We start from the raw sequence: 19,195 nt of genomic DNA on the forward strand, positions 1-19,195 counted from the left end.
GGCGCCTGCCCTGGAGAATTGTTCTCTCGCTACGCTCTCGGCTGGAATGGACTTTCATAAGCTTGGTCAACAACAGGCAAAGGGCATGTTGGCTCTTGGCCAAAATGATCCCACATTGACGGCGTGACATTGGCGAGACGTTGTGGGCGTCGCTGGCACCACGCGAAGGACACAGGACCTGACCAGCGATGACCCACACCACCAAAGCATTGTCGAATGTCGCCGGTCTGCGGGTGCGCCTCAAGAGCGGGTTGCGGCATCACTACGTCAGGACCGGGTCATCAGGACCGACCGTCGTCCTTCTGCACGGATTTCTCGATTCGTGGCGAAGCTTTCACGCTCTGTTTGAAGGGCTTGGAAGACGCTTTCAGCTCTTTGCCTATGACCAGCGCGGTCACGGCGACAGTGAGCCCGCGAAAGACTACGCGATCTCGGATTTCGCGGACGATGCAATCGATTTTCTCGAAAATGTCGTTGGGGCCCCGGCATACCTCGTTGGCCATTCGCTCGGTAGCATTGTTGCGCAGAGGGTTGCTGCAAAGCGTCCAGATCTGGTCGCTAAGCTGGTGCTGATCGGCGGTGCGCTGACGGCAGCGGATCACCCCGGACTGAGAGAGCTGCAGACCGGCCTTGAGGCTTTCACAGATGCCGTTCCAGACGAGTTCGTCGACGCATTCCAGAGAAGCACTGTCTTTGCGCCGATCTCCGAGGACGCGATCGGGGTCTACATCGCCGAGAGCTCCAAGGTTGGCATCGGGGCGTGGCGCGGCGCGCTTCGCGGTCTCGTCGACGAGCCCGCCGAAGCTGGAGCGAGCGTGATCGCCATACCCACCTTGATTCTCTGGGGCGAGGAAGACGGTGTCTTCGACCGCGAAGCCCAGCGTGCTCTGGCCGGGAATTTTCCCGATCATGTCGCCATCAATTACCCACAGGTCGGCCACGCACCACAATGGGAAATCCCGGATCGCGTCGCCACTGATATCGAGAATTTCCTGCTTGCTTCGCCTGCCAGAACGGCAAGCTAGCGCCAACGGAGCGTCGAATGCCTAGAGATCAACAGGGACTTCCGGTAACCGGATCACAGGGATCGATCGGTGCGCTGGATACGGCGATCACGGATTATTTTGCCTGGCGCGGAGATCCCGTCGCGGTTCTCCAGGATGCTGTGCAACATGATCCCGCTTTCACTCTCGGCCACACGGCCTTGGCAGCGCTCTTCGCCCTGAACGGTCTGCGCGGCGACAATCCTGCTGTCGTCTCTGCAATCAACGCGGCGGAAGCCTCGATCGGCGGCGCGACGTCTCGCGAGCGCGGACACCTGGCGGCCGCGAAGGCATGGGCAGCGGGCGAGATCATTGCTGCGACCGACATTTGGGAAAGCATCCTTGTCGATCATCCGACCGACGCGCTGGCGCTTCGTTTCGCCCATGACAGCTACTTCTATCTCGGCCACTCGGCGAGCATCCGGGACTCGGTGGCGCGCGTGCTGCCGAACTGGGATTCGAGCAATCCGAACTACGGGTTCGTTCTCGGCCAGTATGCTTTCGGGCTGGAGGAGACGGGCGAGCTGCGCCGCGCCGAGGAATTTGGCCGCCGTGCAATCGAGAGGAATGCCGAAGACGCCTGGGCGGTGCATGCGGTCGCCCATGTCCTCGAAACCGAAAGCCGCCAGCAGGAAGGCATCGAATTCCTGAAAGGTTCCCGCCCGGCCTGGGGCAAGGCCCATGCGCTTTCGGTGCACAATGGCTGGCATCTCGCGCTCTACCTCATCGAAGAGGGGCGGTTTGCAGAAGTGCTTGCCGATTACGACCGCTACATCCAGCCGAAGCTGGCCGCGGATTCGCTTCTTGACCTGGTCGACGCCTCGGCTCTCCTCTGGCGGGTCGAACTGGCAGGCGGCGACGTGGGCGATCGCTGGAGTGCGGTTGCCGATCAATGGCTGACCCACGTCGACGACCATGTTCTCGTGTTCAACGATCTGCATATCGCCCTGGCCTTGTCGCGTGCCGGCAAGAGCGACGGGCTCGACCGATTGCTCCACTCGCTCGACGATTATGCGGCCAATGGCAAGGGCGACAATCGAGAGGTTACCCTCGATGTCGGGCGGCGCATCGTCGACGGGGTGGTGGCGTTCGCCGACGGCGACTTTGAGCGCACGGTAGAGCTTATCCTGCCGGTTCGCTACAAGGTGACACGTATCGGCGGGAGCCATGCGCAGCGCGACTTGGTCACCCAAACGCTGATTGCCGCGGCGGAGCGGTCCAGAAATTTCAACCTCGCGCGCGCCCTGCTTGCCGAACGCCTGGCGGTGCGCCCGACGGAGAGGACGCGGCAGGCTTACACCCGGGCCGAGGCAAACGCTGCCGCCCATCAGCGGATCGAACGGCGAAGTGACCACCTCGCCAGGTAGGCAGGAAGGACGCGTTCGGCGGGCGCCGCAACGTCACGGTTGATGACGGTTCCGCTCGCCGTCGTGCGTTGTCCGAAACTCGACCAGTCGTCGATGACCTCGAGGCCGGGCGTCTGGCGGTCGACAATGGCGACGCGAACCTTGCCGTCTTCGTCGATGGCAACGATGGGAACGAGATGGGCGAAGAGGGCGCCGGTCGAATAGAATTTCTCGCCATTGACGATGTAGTCCCCTCCCTGACGTACGATGCGTGTCTCGAAATCCTCAACGTTCTTGCCTTTGAACTCGGAGAAGGCGTTGCCGAGGCGAAGCCCCCAAAGGACAAGGCCGAACAGCGCCTGCTTCTGCGCGTCGGACCCGGTCGCTCGGATCAGGTCGGTGATCTCGAAATGGTTCTGCGGAATCTGGGCCAGGGATGAATCGGCCGCCGCGATGATCTTGAAGACTTCCGCCACTGTCGCCTGCGACACACTGGCACCGCCGAACGCCCGCGGTACCGTGATCCCCCAAAGTCCGCTTTGCGAGAATATATCCAGTTCCGCGATGGGCAGGCGGCGGTCGCGATCGCGCTCGGCGGCACCTTCGGCGAACTGTCCCGCCAGTTTCGTTGCAACCGCAATTGCCTCTTCATCCGTGTGAATAATGTGTGCCGGAGACGCCGGTCGCTTCGACGCGGGAAAGGCATCGCCGCGCGGCTCCACTTTCTTGGCCGGCACACTCATCGTCTGGCTCTCCCTTGGCATCTCTTGTTTTGTTTCAGGCTTGAGAACGGCTCAGATCCAGGAGTGGCGCGGCAGCCTGATGTCGTGCAGTCGCCCACCGCATGGAATTTCCACCGCACCGCTGAACACACTTGCCGACAGCTGTGGAGCGCGGTGGTGACCGCGCTCCACAGACCGCTCTGTCTTGGCTCAGTTCGCCGGCTCAACCGGGCTTGCCGCGGAGCCGATGAGGTCGGCTTCGATTTGCGCGAGCCGCGCCGGCGCGAGCTGACGCAGCGCCAGGAAATAGGCGACGCCGATCGCCAGGAACACGAGGAACACATAGGGCAGGATGTTGTATGGCCAGGCGGGCACCGGATAGACGGTTCCGACGAGCGTGACGACCAGGAGGATCAACGCGATCGCCGCCGAGACGATGTGCCAGGGCCGCAATTCGCCACGGCGGCGAAGAAAAACCGGCGCGCCGATCGTCACGAGTCCATACGCCACCAGGAAGCCATAGGTGGCGATCGATCCGAGTATGCCGTAGGCGTCAAGGATCCCGTATCCCGCGATCGTCAGCGCCAGCGCAAAGATCAGCGCCACGATGCCGACCACGGTTACGGCGATATGCGGCGAGGCATGCGCCAGATGCGTCGCCCGTGCCGAATTGTGAAAGAGACCATGGTGCGACAGCGTATAGAGCACGCGCGCGCCGGCATTGATACTGCCGAGAATGCAGGCAAAGAAACTGAGGGCTACACCTGCGGAAATCAGGATGCCGATGAAGCCGCCACCAAAGGATTGCGCCAGCACGGTGAGCGGGGCATCGGATTTGTCGAGGCCCGGGTCGATGCCATGGAAGCCGGCCACAAGGCCGTATGAGCTGATGATGAAGATCAGGCCGACGCCGATGACGCTGGTGATCACGGCGCGCGGAATATAGCGCTGCGGCTGCTGGGATTCTGTTCCGAGCACGGTCGCGCTTTCGAAGCCGACAAAGCTGAAGAAGGCGAGGACGAGGCCAAGTCGCAATTCTTCAAAATGAACGTCCTGAAGTCCGGTTTGCGCCTGATCTGCAATCGATCCCCGGTGCGCGAAGAAGATGACGACGGTGAGCAGGATAAGGACGAGCGTGGTGAATTCGATGCCGAGGGTAACGCGGGTCGAAAGTTTGATATCGCGGTAGGCGAACCACCAGGCAATAACCAAAGCGACAACGCTGAGCGCAAGCACGACGCCGACGGCGCTCGCCTCGATGCCGATCTGGTGGGCGAAGGCCAGCGTCGTGCTCACCGTCCCAAGTATCACGGCCGACGCGGTGAAGACATAGCCGACAAGAAGCGCCCAGCCGGCGATGACGCCGACCAATGGACCAAGTCCATGAGTCACGTAGATGTAGAGAGAGCCGGGCGTGGCGATCCGCTTGGAAAAGACATTGATCTGCAGCCCGACGATCAGCAGCGCGATCGTCGCGAAGACATAGGCGAGCCAGGTGCCGTTGCCGGCAGTGGCGAACACAACAGGGATGACAAGGCCAGGCGTTCCAGAAGGAGCGATGGTGCCGATGGATTGGGCTACGACTTCGGGAAAACTCAGATAGTTTCGACGCAAACCCGCACCCAGTGACGAGTCTGTCGCGACGCTTAATCCTGAATCCGACGGTGCTGAAATGGTGCTCATGACCAACCCCCAAACGGCGCGATTGCCGCCTGATGGTGGTACGAAAGTCCACTAAGTCGGTAAACAAAGGAGATTTTAAAGAATCAGCGCTTATTGTAACGGCGTTGCGTCTTTTGACGCTTTGCCGAAATGCGCGCCGACTATGCGCGCGCGCTGGCTGCTGTTCCAGGCCTCTCCTGGGAGCGCGGCCGCGAGCAGGTCAACCGGACGGCCGCGGAATAGGCGTCGGCCTGGTACCGGTCACAAATCAAAATCTACTAATTTTATAGAATTAACAAAAAACGTCTGTCGAGCTAGCACGGACGATACGTGAATTTCCTCACCTGTCGCGGAAAGGGATGGTGTTTTCTTTGTTTCCGCGGTCGGCGGTGCGACGCTTCGACTACCAAACGAGAGGGTCGAAATGAGCAGTACTGCCGACAAGAGAACAATCCCGGTGCTGGATTTTTCTCGTTACGAAGCCGATCCGGCTTCCCGCAAGGAGTTCATCGAGGGGCTGCGGCGCGCCGCACGCGACGTCGGCTTCTTCTACCTGACTGGACATGGCATTCCGCAATCGCTCATCGACGATGTGCTTCACGCGTCGCGGCGTTTCTTTGCTCTGCCTGACAAGGACAAGCTCCAGATCGAAATGGTCAACTCGCCGCATTTCCGTGGCTACAACCGTGTCGGCCAGGAGCTGACAAAGGGCCAGAGGGACTGGCGCGAACAGGTCGACATTGGCTCGGAAGCGCCGGCGCTGCCGCGCAATGGCAAACTGCCGGCATGGACGCGCTTGCAGGGGCCCAACCAATGGCCAAGCGCCTTGCCGGAATTGAAGCCGCTGCTGCTCGAGTGGCAGGATCGCCTCACCGACCTTTCGACGCGGCTGCTGAAGGCATTCGCTATTGTCCTGGAGCAGGACGAGAACGCGTTCGAGACCATCTATGCCGGCACGCCGAACCACCTCATCAAGATCATCCGCTATCCCGGCCGTGACGCGACTGAAAGCGAGCAGGGCGTCGGCGCCCACAAGGACAGCGGCTTCCTCACGCTTCTGCTGCAGGAAAAGCAGAAAGGCTTGCAGGTCGAAGCCGATGGCGACTGGATCGACGCCGAGCCGCGCGTCGGCACCTTTGTCGTCAACATCGGCGAGCTCCTGGAGATGGCGACCGATGGCTGTCTGAAGGCTACCGTGCATCGGGTCGTCACGCCACCCGCCGGCACCGACCGGCTGTCGGTCGCCTTCTTCCTTGGCGCTCCTTTCGATGCCGAGATACCCCTGCTTGATCTGGCTCCGCACCTGAAGGCGCAGGCGAACGGGGTCACCCGCGACCCCCAGAATCCGCTCTACCGCAACTCCGGGCAGAACGCGCTGAAAAGCCGGCTGCGCTCGCATCCCGATGTCGCGCGGCGCCATCACGCCGATCTCATAGCCACCCAGGCCCGCGCTGAGGTCGCGCCGTTTGCCTGATGGCACCAACAAACACAGGAGGAACGACCCCATGACGCTCGAAAATCTCTCTCCCGAGACCCTCGCTCTCCACGGCGGCTCCTGGCGGGCCGATCCCACCAACGGCGCGGTCGCAGTGCCCATCTACCAGACGACGTCCTATCAGTTCCAGGATACCGGCCATGCCGACCGGCTGTTTGCGCTCGACGAGATCGGCCACATCTACACGCGGGTCTCGAACCCGACGCAGGATGCGCTGGAGACCCGCATCGCGGCACTGGAAGGCGGTGCTGCTGCCCTGCTGCTCTCCTCCGGCCAGGCGGCCTCGGCCTATTCGGTGCTGAACCTTGCCGGCGCGGGCGACAACATCGTCTCAGCCACCGATCTCTATGGCGGCACCTGGGCCTTGTTTGCCGCCACGCTGAAGCATCTCGGCGTGGAAGTGCGGTTCGTCGATCCGTCCGATCCGGAGAATTTCCGCCGCGCCACCGACGCACGCACGCGCGCCTACTATGCTGAGTCGCTGCCCAACCCGAAGCTGCAGGTATTCCCGATCAAGGAAGTCGCAGACATCGGCCGGTCGCTCGGCGTGCCGCTGATCGTCGACAACACCGCGGCACCTCTCAGCATCAGGCCATTCGATCATGGCGCCGCGGTCGTGGTCTATTCGGCGACCAAATACATTGGCGGCCATGGCACCTCGATCGGCGGCATCGTCATCGACGGCGGCAACTTCCCGTGGGAAGACCATGCTGAGCGCTTCCCGACGCTGAACCAGCCCGATCCAAGCTATCATGGCAAGGTCTGGGTCGAAGCCGCCAAGCCGCTCGGGCCGGTGGCCTACGTGCTGCGCATCCGCACTGTGCTTTTGCGCGACGTCGGTGCGGCGATCAGCCCGTTCAATGCCTTCCAGCTGCTGCAGGGGTTGGAGACCCTGCCATTGCGCATCCGCCAGCACAATGAGAACGCCATCAAGGTGGCGGAGTATCTGCGCGGGCATCCGAAGATCAGCAATGTTATCTTCCCGCGCTACCAGACAGGCGAGAGCAAGCGTCGGGCCGACGCCTATTTCCGGCAAGGCAACTACGGTGCACTGGTTGGCTTTGAATTGAAGGATGGCCGCGAGGCGGGACGGTCCTTCATCAACGGACTGAAGTTGCTCTACCACGTCGCCAATATCGGCGATGCTCGCTCGCTGGCGATCCATCCATCGACCACGACCCATTCGCAGCTGTCGCCCGAAGAGCAACTCGCGACCGGAGTGACGCCTGGCTATGTCAGGCTTTCCATCGGTATCGAACATCCAGACGACATCATCCGCGATCTCGATCAGGCGCTCGATCAGGCCGTTGGCGATCACGAGTTGAAGGCCGCATAGGCATCTGCCGGCGAACGGATTGCCGGCGACAATTTCACCAGATGACAGGAGGGGATTATGACCACAAGCAGAAGAACCACATCGAAGATTTCACGGCGCGGCATACTGCGCGCTGCAGGCGCACTCGGGGTTGGCGCCGCTGCTGTCGGCTTGCTCGCCAGGCCGACAAGCTACGCGATTGCCGGCAATGCCACCAAGGTGCGGCTGTCGTGGACTGAATTCGCGGCCTGCCATTCGCCGATCGCCTTCGCTTTGTCGAAGGGCATCTATGCCAAGCATGATCTCGATATCGATCTCTACTACCAGGGCGCCAGCGGCCAGACGCTGATCCAGTCGATTGCCACCAACAAGACTGACGCCGGTGCCGGCCTGCTCTACGACTGGGTTAAGCCGCTGGAGCAGGGGCTGGACGTCAAGCTCTTCGTCGGCTCGCATGGTGGTTGCACAAGGCTATTGGCGTCGACGGCCTCCGGCGTCACCACGCTCGAAGGCCTGAAGGGCAAGACCATCGTCTCCTACGACGTCGCCAGCCCGCCAAAGCATTCCTTCCAGGTTGCTTTGGCCAAAGCCGGTCTCGACCCGAACAACGACGTCAACTGGACCAACGTGCCCTTCGATCTCGTCGGCGAGACGGTCGGCAAAGGCCAGGCGGATGCGCTGGCACATCTCGATCCGTGGGCCTATGCCCACAAGAAGAAGTTCGACCTGGTGGAAGTCGCCAACACGCAAACCGGCTCCTTCGAGGGGGCGGTCTGCTGTGTGCTCGGCGTCAATTCGGCTTTCCTCGACGCCAACAAGGATGCCATACGGCGGTTGGCCGAGGCCGATATCGAGATACACGAATATGCCTCGGCGCATCCCGACGAGGTGGCAAAATGGTTCGTCGACAATCTCAACCCCGGTTTCCCCTTCGAGGATATCCGCGACGAGATTTCCTCATGGGTGCTGCACTACCATCCGGTCGGCAAGGACCTGCAGGATCAGGTGAAGCATGCCGCCGCGGATCTGGCCTTGATCAAGGTCCTCGATCCCACCACCGACCCGGCGGAACTGGCGCAGCGGGTGACGGTCGACATTCTCGCCTGACGGGACTCGCCTGGTGAGTGCAGCGGTCGACAAGGATACAGAAGGCAAAGGCGTTTCGTCCGCTTTTGCCAGTTCGGTGTGGAAGCACGGGTTTTACGCGGCCGCTGCCTGGTTGCTTGCGGCCGTCGTGACGGTGGCATTTCCCGATGTCGTGCCTTGGGGCAGCCGCGACGTCTTTGTCGCGCTCTTGGTCGCCGGTGCCGTCGTGTTGGCAGGCCTCGCCTTCGGCGTCGAAAAGCTCGGCGGCTTCGGTCGTGGGCTGATCCACTACGGCCCCTGGCTGGTTGCGCTAGGCTTGTGGTTCGCGCTGTGGGAGTTGATCACGGCCAAGTTTGGCTGGATGCCGAAGCCGTTCTTCTCGCCACCGCACGGCCTGATGCATGTCTACATCGTCGACTGGCAACGCATCCTCATCTGTATTGCCTATACAGCGCGGCTCTGGTCGATCGGTTTTTTCAGCGGCATCATTGTCGGCTTCATCGGCGGCGTGGCACTCGGCTGGTCGAAGACCTTCGCCTATTGGGGCATGCCCATCCTGAAGCTGATCGGCCCGGTGCCGGCGAGCGCCTGGATCCCGGCGACGTTCTTCCTGTTCCCGACCACGTTCCAGGCCAGCCTGTTCCTGGTCGCGCTTGCGTCGGGCATACCGGTGGCGATCCTGACCGCCTCGGGCGTCAACTCGGTCAACCGCTCCTTCTACGACGTGGCACGCACGCTTGGCGCCAGCAGCCGCTATCTGGTGCTGCGCGTCGCGATACCTGCCACTCTGCCGCACGTCTTCGTCGGCCTGTTCATGGGGCTTTACTATTCCTTCGCCGTTCTGGTGGTCGCCGAAATGCTCGGCGCCAAATACGGCATGGGCTGGTACCTGCAGTTCCAGACTGCCTATTCGGCCTATGCCAACGTCTATGCCATGCTGATCGTCATGGCGCTGCTTTGCTCCGGTCTGGTCAAGCTGCTTTTCGTCGTGCGCGACCGGTTGCTCGGCTGGCAGAAGGGGGTCGTGCAATGGTAGCCACCGTCGCCGTTCGCGCCGTATCCGAAAACGCGGCCGGTCTCGCCGTCGATTTCCGAGGCGTCTCGCATCAATACGATCTGGATGGACAGCCCTTGCCGGTTCTGCGGCAGATCGATCTGGCCGTTGCGCCAGGCGAGTTCGTGGCGCTGCTTGGGCCCTCCGGCTGCGGCAAGTCGACCTTGCTTCGGTTGGCGGCAGGGCTGGAAAGGCCAACCACCGGCGATGTGCTGGCGGACCAGGCAATCGTCACCAGACCGGATCCATCGCGCCTGCTGGTGTTCTAGGATCCAACCCTGTTTCCGTGGCGGACCGTGCGCGACAACGTCGCCATTGGACCGGAAGCGCGTGGCGTGCTGGCGGGCAGCCAGAAACGGATCGACGACGCGCTTCGCCTGGTCAAGCTGGAGGCCTTCGCCTCAGCCTTTCCGCACCAGCTGTCCGGCGGCATGGCGCAACGTGCTGCGCTGGCACGCGCCCTGGTCAACGACCCGCATTTGCTGCTGCTCGACGAGCCGCTGGGACGGCTGGATTCGCTCACGCGGCTGACCATGCAGGACGAGCTTTTGTCGCTCTGGCGGCAAGCCGGCTACACGGTCATCCTCGTCACGCATGATGTCGAGGAAGCGCTGCTGCTCTCCGAGCGCGTCATCGTGCTGACCGAACGTCCGGCACGGATCAAGGCAGAGGTTGCTGTCGACCTGCCCTATCCGCGGCGACGCGACGATCCGCGCATCGTCGCCCAACGCCAGCACATCCTCGAGATACTCGGGTTCTCCACATGAGCGAAAATGCTTCGGTCACGAAACAGTTTTCGCTGCGCTGGCTGGAGGCGGTGGGAATTGTGCTGACGCTTGTCGCTCTCGTCTGGTGGGCGATCGTCTATGCGCAGGTCATGTCGAACACCGGCTTTCCGATAGAACGCACGCTGCCATGCCTGCTGCGGACATCGGACCGCTGCTCGCTCGCCATGTCGCTTTGCAAGAGCTGGCACGTCCTCGGCATCAAGCGCTATTCGCCGGAACTGCTGTGGGCTGGAGCGGTCGTTTCCAGTCTCGCGCTTCTCCTGGGCGGCTTCATGCAAAATCCCGGACAGGGAAAATAGCCAGCTCAAAGCTCGAACTCCCTGTGTCCCAGGAGCGCGTCTTTTTCCGCGATAGTCCATTCGGAAGCAGGCGGTGCGCATTCGCCGCCAATGCGCAATTTCGAGGCAAACTGCTTTCCCGGCAGGCAGGAAATTGGATCGACATTCCTTAGTCTACAAAAATTATAGAGTTAACTTCGAAACAGTCGAACAGGGCGGGGGACGTCCGCCATCGACTGACAATGATGAACCTCAGGAGTTGACTGACATGACGATTGCAATTCGGCCTGGCGCCGGCTGGAGGGCGGCCCTGGCGATGACGCTGGTGGTGGCGGCGGGTTTCTTTACGACCGCGACCAATGCGGGCCCGACACTCGACAAGATCAAGGAGCGCGGCTCCATCAAGGTCGGTGTCGGCACGACGCCGGGCTTTTTCTCGCCGGACAGCAACGGTCGCTGGCAGGGTTTCTTCGCCGATTACGGCCGTGCCCTGGCGATCACCGTCTTCGGTGATCCAGAGAAGGTGGAATTCACCAATTCCTCGCCGCAGCAGCGTTTGCCGGCGCTACAGTCTGGCGAATTCGATGTGCTGCTTTCCGGCGTGACGGTGACCATCACGCGCGCCTTCCAGCTTGGCTTCCATTTCGGCCCGACGGTTTTCTATGACGGACAAGGCATCCTGGTGCGCAAGGATCTCGGTGTGACCAAGGCGGCCGATCTCGACGGCGCCACGATCGGCGTCCAGAGCGGCACGACCGGCGAATTGAACATCGCCGACTTCTTCCGCAAGACCGGCAAGAAGTTCACGCCGGTGACGATCGAGGACACCAACGAGTTCACCAACGCACTGGAGTCGGGTCGCGTCGACGCTATCACGCAGGACTCGTCCGATCTTGTCGGCAAACGCACGCAACTGAAGAAACCGGACGACTACATCATCCTGCCTGAGCGTCTTTCGAAGGAACCGCTTGCACCGGCGATTGCCGGCGGGGACGACCGCTGGCTCGAAATCGTCAATTGGACGGTCAATGCAACTATCCAGGCCGAGGAATGGGGTATCACCAGCAAGAACATCGACGACTTCCTCAAGTCGCCTGACCCGGCCATCCAGCGCTTCCTCGGCGTCGATCCGTCGCTCGCGCAGGCGATCGGCCTCGATCCGAAATGGGCTTATAACATCATCAAGACCGTCGGCAATTACGGTGAGATCTACGACCGGAACCTGAAGCCGCTCGGCTGGGAGCGCGGCTATAACGGACTGTGGACCAACGGCGGTCTGCTCTATTCGCCGCCATTCCGCTAAGACACGTCATCCATGTCACTGATTGACGGAATTATGCCGGGTCCAAAAGGACCCGGCATTTTGCGCAAGATCTCGCTCTGGTGGGGCAGCTATCCGCTGACGCAGGTCGCCGTGATCACGGCGGCCATCGCGCTGTTCTGGCTGCTCGGCCACAACACCGCCGAGACCATGGCCCGTATCGGCATCACGCCGGGCTTCGACTTCCTCGGCCGGCCGGCCAATTTCGAGATTGGCGAGGCGCCAATCGCCTTCAAGGCGGGCGACCCCTATGCGCGCGCGATCCTCGCCGGTCTGTTGAACACGCTGCGGGCGGCGGTTCTTGGCTGCGTGCTGGCGACTATCCTTGGCGTTGCTCTCGGTGTTGCCAGCCTCTCTGGCAATCTGCTGCTGGCGGGACTGGTGCGCTGGTATGTCGAAATCGTCCGCAACACCCCGCTTCTGCTGCAGCTGTTCTTCTGGATATCGCTGGCAAAATCATTTCCTTCGCCGAGGCAGGCGCTCTCGGCATTCGACAGCTTCTTTCTCACCAATCGTGGCGTGTTCGTGCCGGGGATCGGCTTTCACAATGTGTCGGCACCGACGCTCTGGTTGCTTGGCGGTCTCGCCGTGGCCTATCTGGCCTCCGTTGTATGGGCATGGTGCAGCGGCTGCCTGTCCGCCAGGCGGCTCGGCCTGGCTACCGCGCTGCTGCTGGGCGCCATTGTGCTGGCCTTTCCGCTGACCGGTGCGGGCGCCACCTGGGAGATACCGGCGCTGGCCGGCTTCAACATTCGTGGCGGCTACAATCTGACACCGGAATTCGCCGCCCTGTTGACCGGCCTGGTGGTGAAATTCTCGGCGGCGATTGCCGAGATCGTGCGGGCCGGCATCCAGTCGGTCGACCGCGGCCAGTGGGAGGCGTCGCGGGCGCTCGGCCTTCACAGCGGCCAGATCATGCGGCTCGTGGTGCTGCCGCAGGCATTGCGCGTCATCACACCGCTGACGACGTCCAGCTACCTCGACCTGACCAAGGATTCGAGCCTTGCCGTCGCCATCGGCTATCCGGACCTTGTCAGCATCATCAACACCACCGCCAACACGACCGGGCAGTCGCTGGAAGCGCTGACGCTGTTGATCGCCATCTATCTGGCTATCAATCTGTCCGTCTCGGCGGCCATGAACCTCTACAACAGGCGTGTCGCTCTCAGGGGAACCGCAAGGGCATGACGATCTCAGAAGCTCTCGACGCGCGAACCTGGCGATCCTCGGCGACGGTACAGACACTGAAGGTCGGGCTTTTCGGCACGCCGCTGAATTCGGTCATCACCGTGGTCACGGTGGCGCTGCTGGCCTGGATCATACCACCGCTGCTGCGCTGGGGCGTGTTCGACGCGACATGGACGGGCACCTCGGCCGACTGCGCGGCCGGCTCCGGCGCTTGCTGGGCGTTCGTCGGAGCAAAATTCCGCTTCATCCTGTTTGCTTTCTACCCACCCGCCCTGCAATGGCGGCCGCTGGTCGTCATGGTGCTGTTGCTGGGACTGCTGGTCGTCACCGCGCAGCCGCGATTCTGGCGCAAGGGATTGCTCATCGCTTGGCCCGTGGTGGTCGCCGCCAGCTGGATCCTGATGTCCGGCACGCTGACGCCTCCTTCCGTCCCGTCGAACCAGTGGGGTGGACTGGCCGTGACGTTGTTTGTGTGGTCCGTCTGCTTTGGTCTTGCCACCCCGCTGGCAATCCTGCTGGCATTGGCGCGGCGTTCCGGCATGGGCGGTGTGCGCACGCTTGCGATCGTCTTCATCGAACTGATGCGCGGCACGCCGATGGTAGCCATCCTCTACGTGGCGATGCTCATCCTGCCGATGGCCATCCCCGGTGGCCAATTGATCGACAAGAGCGTCCGCGCGATGATCATGATCACCCTGTTCTGGTCGGCCTATGTCGCCGAAGTCGTTCGGGCCGGCCTCCAGGCAATTCCGGCCGGCCAGTATGAAGCAGCGGCCGCGCTTGGCCTCGGCTACTGGCGGACCATGCAGCTCATCGTCCTGCCGCAGGCACTGCGCCTGGTCATTCCCGGCATGGTCAACCTGGCAATCGGCTTCCTGCTGGCGACATCGCTGCTCGCGGTCATCGGCATCTTCGACCTGCTCAACGCGGCGCGGGCCTCGGCGACCGATCCGCAATGGCTCGGCTATTACGACGAGGCGTATCTTTTTGCCGCGCTGATCTATTTCGTGCTGTGCTTCGGTGGCTCGCGATACAGCCTGTGGCTGGAGAAGTATCTGCGCCGGTCGGATCGGCACTGAACTTCGACGCGATTCTTCGAGTACAATAGCGGTTTGCAGTGAGGTCCTTAATGTCAATCCAGACCAACACCCGCGTCGTGCTCGCGGCGCGACCGCAAGGCAAGCCGAAGCCCAGCGATTTCCGCATCGAAAGGGTTGAGACTGGCGAGCCGGGTGACGGTGAGCTGCTGTTGCAGATCCTTTATCTGTCGCTTGATCCCTACATGCGCGGACGCATGAACGCCGCCAAATCCTATGCCAAGCCGGTCGAGATCGACGGCGTGATGGAAGGCGGCACCGTGGCCCGTGTCGTCAAATCGCGCCATCCTGAGTTTTCCGAGGGCGATATGGTGCTCTCCCATTCGGGATGGCAGAGTTTTGCCCTGTCCGATGGCGTCGGCTTGCGCAAGCTCGATCCCGTGGCGGCACCCGTCACCACGGCGCTTGGCGTGCTCGGCATGCCGGGCTTCACCGCCTATGCCGGCTTGTTGACCATCGGACAGCCAAAACCGGGCGAGACGGTCGTCGTGGCGGCGGCCAGCGGCGCGGTCGGGTCAGCCGTCGGCCAGATCGCCCGCATCAAGGGCGCGCGTGCGGTTGGCATCGCAGGCGGCGCTGAAAAATGCGCCTTCGTGCGCCAGGAACTCGGCTTCGATGCCGTCGTCGATCACAGTGCCGATGATTTTGTCGAGCAACTGACGGCAGCTTGCCCTGAAGGCATCGACATCTATTTCGAGAATGTCGGTGGTCACGTCTGGGACGCGGTGTTCCCCCTGCTGAATGATTTCGCCCGCGTGCCGGTCTGCGGGTTGATCGCGCAATACAACACCATCGTGGAGTCCGGCACCGACCGGCTGCCAACGCTGATGCAGCAGGTGCTTCGCCGCAGCCTGACGATAAGAGGTTTCATCCAGCGTGAATTCGCCGACCAGCGCCCGGCCTTCTACAGCGAGATGGCAGAGTGGATAGCGTCCGGCCGCGTCCGCTATCGGGAGGACATCGTCGACGGTCTCGAGAACGCGCCGCAGGCGTTCCTTGGTCTTCTCGAGGGCAGGAATTTCGGCAAGCTTATCATGCGGGTTGCCGAATAACCGATGCGTGAAAGCGAATCGTGGCGGTTCGGATAATTTCTGTCTCGGCGTTGATTGGTGACATTCCGTACCAATTTTCTGACAAGACTGGGTAAGTGATGCTCAATTATGAAGCTTCATGAGCATGAGGAAAGGGCTCCAGGCGGCGTTTTTCCACTGTCGCCGACATTTCCTCCGTTGTAGCGGAGGAAAGCAATCGCGGCTTGAGATTGGCGTTGCCGAAGCGCGACGGCGAGGCGTAGAGGTCCGCCATCGACGGCCTGCCCCTGCGGGACGTCTCTCAACCAGACGGAGCAGACCATGAACCCCGCAATGCAGATGCAGCCGATGCCGATGATGAACAACATGATGCCGATGATGATGAGCCCAATGATGAATGGCATGATGCCGATGAACCCGATGATGGGTGGCATGATGCCGATGATGGGCGGCATGCAGATGAACCCGATGATGATGGGCGGCATGCCCATGCAGGGCATGATGCCCGTGATGATGTGCACGATGACCTGCAAGATGACCGCCACTGGCATGATCTGCGAAATGACCCCGATGAACGACGGTTCGAAGGACATGTTCATGGAATGCTGCAAGCGCATGATGGCCATGAACGGCGCCGGCATGCCGATGATGATGATGTGCGGCGGCATGATGATGATGGGCTCGATGGCTTGATCGACACCGCTGTGTCTTTTGAAAAAGGGTCGGCTAGCCGGCCCCTTTTTTCGTTTAGCTAGCCAACAGCCTCGACATAGGTCATGACGAGATAGGCGGTGGCTTCGCTGTCCGTGGGGTTGCTGTAGCTGTGCGGCACGTCGGCCTCGAACAGGATGGCGTCGCCTTCGGAAAGCAGATGAGTGGCCTCTTGGCCCGCCCTGATCTCCAGCTGGCCTTTCGTCAGGATGATGTTCTCGATCGTGCCAGGGGCATGCGCATCGGCGTTTTCGGTGTGTCCGGCCGAGAAGCGCAGCTCGTAGAACTCGACCTTCCGCTCCCCATCGAAGGGGAACAAGGCCCGCGACGTGAATTTGCCATCTACCGACGTCAGGATTTTCGCATGCTGGCGGCGCAGGACGACCGTTCCCTGCACCTTTTGACTGTCGAGCAATGTGGCGAAAGGAACGCCCAAAGCCGTGGTGATCTTCCAAAGCAGGCTGATGCTGGGAGCGCTTCGGCCGGTCTCGATCTGGCTGAGCATGGCGCGGCTGACGCCAGATAGTTTCGCAAGCCGCTCCAGCGAATGGCCTTGCCGCGTTCTCAGCCGGCGCAGATTGCGTCCGAGGACATGTGGCAGTTCATTGGCGGCGTCCGCGCTGCCGGCAATCTCGATGATGTTTGAGAACGCGTCCGCCACGGCGACGTCAATTCGGCGTTGACGGTGTACCAACCCAATAAACCGGCATGAACCAAACCGGCACCCAAGCGACCGGCACTGCGCCCGGCACGATGAGAGGTGCTGCCAGTGGACGCGTTGAATGTTGAGCGTTCCGAGCGTGGCGGAAGGCATCCAGGCTAACGACATTCGCGGCTTGCGCAGACATTGCGTGCTTCCAATAGGTGTCCGTATTTGGCACCTCATATTAGCCGCAGGACGGCTGGCTGGCGGAGGGCTCCGTTCCATTTTAAAGCCGAATGGGAACGCGAATTCCATTACTCTTGAACAGTTGAGCATGGTAATGCCGTGGTCTGTCGCAACGGGTTAGCCGCCCTTGCGATGTCCGCTGAGCGGCAGGACGAAACAGTAGATCGTAGATCGGCGGACGTTGCCGAACTGCAACGGAAACCGCTCAGCCGGACCCGGTCGAGGGAAGCCTAGACCTTCAACATCGCCGCCGAATGAGCCGCAGCAGGCCGCCACACTGCTACGGCTGCCATCAGAGAGTTTTTTCGGTCGCGCTGAACTCGGCACATCATCCTTAGCCGGGACTCCGACAGTCAATTCGTAGGTGTCTTGGCAGGCGAGCTGCCTTACCGCGATTGACGCGGAAAGAACTCATTTGCCGGTACAGCGCGCCAAACTTCACGTTTCCGTGATCGTGCCGGACAAACTTACGCACCGAAAGCTCCGAGGGTCTCAGCTGCGGTGAAGGATATGCCTATCTGCCTGTTTTCAATAGAGAATTATTGTAAGTTATATTCGAGTTTTCTAAAGTAAAGTTTTGATTGTAGGACACAGCAGTGTTTGGTATGGATAAGTATATGTGTCATATAAGACATAATTAAAATAACGCTGAAGACAAACTGTCTAGGTGTTTAATAATCTGCTGGGAGGATCGATTGATCCTATGATGTATAGATCATCCATCATGTGTAGAGAGACGAAAACCCGCCATTTGGGCTGCATTACGCCGCCCTGGACGATGCGGCGGGCCAAGTCGGCATGGGCCGCGTCTCTGCGTCATCTGTCGGCAGCGACGAGCTAGCACCGAAGGTATCAGCGAAATCATTGGTGCAGCGGTCGGTTCAGATCGCTGCAGATGAGACAGCACCTACCCTGAACATGAATGTTGCCAAGCTGCGGGAGCCAGAAGTTGAAACGCTACCAAGCCGAGGATGACGTAGAACTCCTAGAGAGTCTGGAAGAAGCGACACTGGTGCCGAACCCGCAGAAGCAGGCACCAAACGCACGGAAGTTGGCGTCCGTGCGCGATTTCGGTCGCCGCCACCTCCCAGAGGCAGGCGGCTGCCTACGCTGGGATCGTCCAGCGGCGGAATTGTCGGCGCTGGTGCCGGCACGGGAATTTGAGCCACATCGCGCTAACCCACCAGGGGTGGCCAAGATCCGGCTTCCTGGTCGCGTGGTGCGAGTGGGGCGGTTGGAGGTGCTGCCTACACGGTCGGGAATGGCGGCGGGAACGTTGCTGGAGATCGGCCCCGACTATTGGCGGGTCGCGACTTCTAGCGCTGATGTGGTTGTCGCCAAGCTGTCGGGACTGACCGGCGAGCCGGTGGTCGCCGGCGACCTAGCCCGCGAGTTACGACTATCCGCGACGGAGGTGCTGCCGGTGCTCTCGGAGCAGGATGCGCGGGTTCTGGAGGAGGTCTATGCGGCGGCTGCGGAGCATGAAGAGGTTTGGGTCCACCAGTTGGAGCGGTATCGCCTGCTTTCGTTACCGTTCGCGGGGCCTGCCTCGGGCAAGGTTCGGTGGCGGGTCAGTCCGTGGCGGGAGATTGAGGCGCTGGCCGGACTTGATCCAACTCCGCGCGTTGAGCATCTCCTGGCGGTGTGGGTGTTGTACCTGGCGCGGACCACCGGGGAGACGAAGATACAATTGGGATGGGGGGCGGAGGTGCCGCGCTCGCCACTGCTGGCGGGACTGTTGGCGCCAGTCGTGCCGCTAGAGGTGGAGATTGATCTCGATCGAACCTTTGCCGAGGTGAGGCCCGACATAGTCGAAGTTTGCGCGCGAGCAATGGCCGCCGGAAGCTACAGACAGGATCTGCTGACACAGGTACCGCAATTGCGGCGGATCGAGGAATTGCGGCGACCATTCCCCTGGGATGTAGCGGTAGGCGTGATTGAAGGTGGGAGCGGGGATTGGTCGAAGGACGTCGATCGCGGAGCGTTGGGCGGGACGGTGACGTTGCAGATACGGGCCGGGGATGGGGCAGCGCGATGGATTCACGACCCGGCAAGGGTGGCCTCAGAGCAAGTCGAGCGGATGACCGGACACCTGGCGACGCTGGCGTGGGAAGCGTTAAATCCCGCCTCGCGTGAGGTTTCGGTAAGGCGGCTGAATCTGCTGCCGCG

The 19,195-nt window shown here is 61.6% G+C and carries 17 protein-coding genes and 1 pseudogene; 14 read left to right on the forward strand and 4 right to left on the reverse strand.

The features are described 5' to 3' along the window. Positions 1-188 precede the first annotated feature (188 nt). A complete protein-coding gene (locus JT360_RS18755) occupies positions 189-1,025 on the forward strand; it encodes an alpha/beta fold hydrolase (protein WP_214473213.1) in 837 nt (278 codons plus the stop codon). 17 nt (positions 1,026-1,042) lie between these two features. Then, positions 1,043-2,410 carry a tetratricopeptide repeat protein gene (locus tag JT360_RS18760; protein ID WP_214473214.1) on the forward strand — a complete coding sequence of 456 codons (1,368 nt, stop codon included), beginning with the start codon at positions 1,043-1,045 and terminating at the stop codon, positions 2,408-2,410. On the opposite strand, the gene JT360_RS18765 is transcribed toward JT360_RS18760, so the two are convergent. Both JT360_RS18765 and JT360_RS18770 read right to left on the reverse strand, forming a co-directional pair. Continuing rightward, positions 2,371-3,132: an acyl-CoA dehydrogenase family protein gene (locus JT360_RS18765; protein ID WP_214473215.1), complete on the reverse strand. Its 762-nt coding sequence runs from the start codon at positions 3,130-3,132 to the stop codon at positions 2,371-2,373. The two genes, JT360_RS18760 and JT360_RS18765, sit on opposite strands and share 40 nt — an antisense overlap. A 189-nt stretch (positions 3,133-3,321) precedes the next feature. Continuing rightward, positions 3,322-4,794 carry an APC family permease gene (locus JT360_RS18770; RefSeq protein WP_214473216.1) on the reverse strand — a complete coding sequence of 491 codons (1,473 nt, stop codon included), beginning with the start codon at positions 4,792-4,794 and terminating at the stop codon, positions 3,322-3,324. 403 nt (positions 4,795-5,197) lie between these two features. Here JT360_RS18770 and JT360_RS18775 point away from each other — a divergent pair, with 403 nt between their 5' ends. The 10 genes and pseudogenes from JT360_RS18775 to curA all read left to right on the forward strand — a co-directional run bounded on the left by JT360_RS18775 (position 5,198) and on the right by curA (position 15,447). Further along, entirely contained in the window at positions 5,198-6,247 is a 1,050-nt protein-coding gene (locus JT360_RS18775; RefSeq protein ID WP_214473217.1) for an isopenicillin N synthase family dioxygenase, read from the forward strand. Between the two features lie 31 nt (positions 6,248-6,278). Then, positions 6,279-7,604, forward strand: coding sequence for an O-acetylhomoserine aminocarboxypropyltransferase/cysteine synthase family protein (locus JT360_RS18780; protein ID WP_214473218.1), 1,326 nt, complete (start codon positions 6,279-6,281; stop codon positions 7,602-7,604). Between the two features lie 57 nt (positions 7,605-7,661). Beyond that, positions 7,662-8,690, forward strand: coding sequence for an ABC transporter substrate-binding protein (locus tag JT360_RS18785; RefSeq protein ID WP_214473219.1), 1,029 nt, complete (start codon positions 7,662-7,664; stop codon positions 8,688-8,690). A 13-nt stretch (positions 8,691-8,703) separates the two neighbouring features. Then, positions 8,704-9,705, forward strand: a complete 1,002-nt coding sequence (locus JT360_RS34085) for an ABC transporter permease (protein ID WP_352127798.1) — start codon at positions 8,704-8,706, stop codon at positions 9,703-9,705. Beyond that, a pseudogene (locus tag JT360_RS18795) lies at positions 9,699-10,490 on the forward strand (ABC transporter ATP-binding protein). The gene JT360_RS34085 and the pseudogene JT360_RS18795 overlap by 7 nt, the downstream one beginning before the upstream one ends. Further along, positions 10,487-10,810: a hypothetical protein gene (locus JT360_RS18800; RefSeq protein WP_214473220.1), complete on the forward strand. Its 324-nt coding sequence runs from the start codon at positions 10,487-10,489 to the stop codon at positions 10,808-10,810. The pseudogene JT360_RS18795 and the gene JT360_RS18800 overlap by 4 nt, the downstream one beginning before the upstream one ends. A 295-nt stretch (positions 10,811-11,105) precedes the next feature. Next, positions 11,106-12,092: an amino acid ABC transporter substrate-binding protein gene (locus JT360_RS18805; RefSeq protein ID WP_250888905.1), complete on the forward strand. Its 987-nt coding sequence runs from the start codon at positions 11,106-11,108 to the stop codon at positions 12,090-12,092. Between the two features lie 60 nt (positions 12,093-12,152). Further along, positions 12,153-13,298 carry an amino acid ABC transporter permease gene (locus tag JT360_RS18810; protein WP_250888898.1) on the forward strand — a complete coding sequence of 382 codons (1,146 nt, stop codon included), beginning with the start codon at positions 12,153-12,155 and terminating at the stop codon, positions 13,296-13,298. Continuing rightward, on the forward strand, positions 13,295-14,377 hold the full coding sequence (locus JT360_RS18815) for an amino acid ABC transporter permease (protein ID WP_214473223.1): 1,083 nt from the start codon (positions 13,295-13,297) through the stop codon (positions 14,375-14,377). Before JT360_RS18810 ends, JT360_RS18815 begins: the two co-directional genes overlap by 4 nt. Positions 14,378-14,427: 50 nt before the next feature. Continuing rightward, positions 14,428-15,447, forward strand: coding sequence for an NADPH-dependent curcumin/dihydrocurcumin reductase (gene curA / locus JT360_RS18820; RefSeq protein ID WP_214473224.1), 1,020 nt, complete (start codon positions 14,428-14,430; stop codon positions 15,445-15,447). Positions 15,448-15,553: 106 nt separating this feature from the next. On the opposite strand, the gene JT360_RS18825 is transcribed toward curA, so the two are convergent. Next, positions 15,554-15,700, reverse strand: a complete 147-nt coding sequence (locus tag JT360_RS18825; protein WP_214473225.1) for a hypothetical protein — start codon at positions 15,698-15,700, stop codon at positions 15,554-15,556. A gap of 47 nt (positions 15,701-15,747) precedes the next feature. Here JT360_RS18825 and JT360_RS18830 point away from each other — a divergent pair, with 47 nt between their 5' ends. Then, positions 15,748-16,119 (forward strand): hypothetical protein, encoded by a 372-nt coding sequence (locus JT360_RS18830; RefSeq protein ID WP_214473226.1) that lies wholly within the window; start codon positions 15,748-15,750, stop codon positions 16,117-16,119. A gap of 58 nt (positions 16,120-16,177) precedes the next feature. On the opposite strand, the gene JT360_RS18835 is transcribed toward JT360_RS18830, so the two are convergent. Next, the gene (locus JT360_RS18835; RefSeq protein WP_214473227.1) at positions 16,178-16,951 is read right to left on the reverse strand and encodes a helix-turn-helix domain-containing protein; all 774 of its coding nucleotides are present in this window, start codon (positions 16,949-16,951) and stop codon (positions 16,178-16,180) included. Between the two features lie 1,024 nt (positions 16,952-17,975). Here JT360_RS18835 and JT360_RS18840 point away from each other — a divergent pair. Beyond that, positions 17,976-19,195 (forward strand): DNA-3-methyladenine glycosylase (locus tag JT360_RS18840; RefSeq protein WP_214473228.1); only part of this gene is annotated, 1,220 nt, incomplete at its 3' end.

This window comes from Mesorhizobium sp. dw_380 (genome assembly GCF_018588885.1).
Lineage (GTDB): Bacteria > Pseudomonadota > Alphaproteobacteria > Rhizobiales > Rhizobiaceae > Mesorhizobium.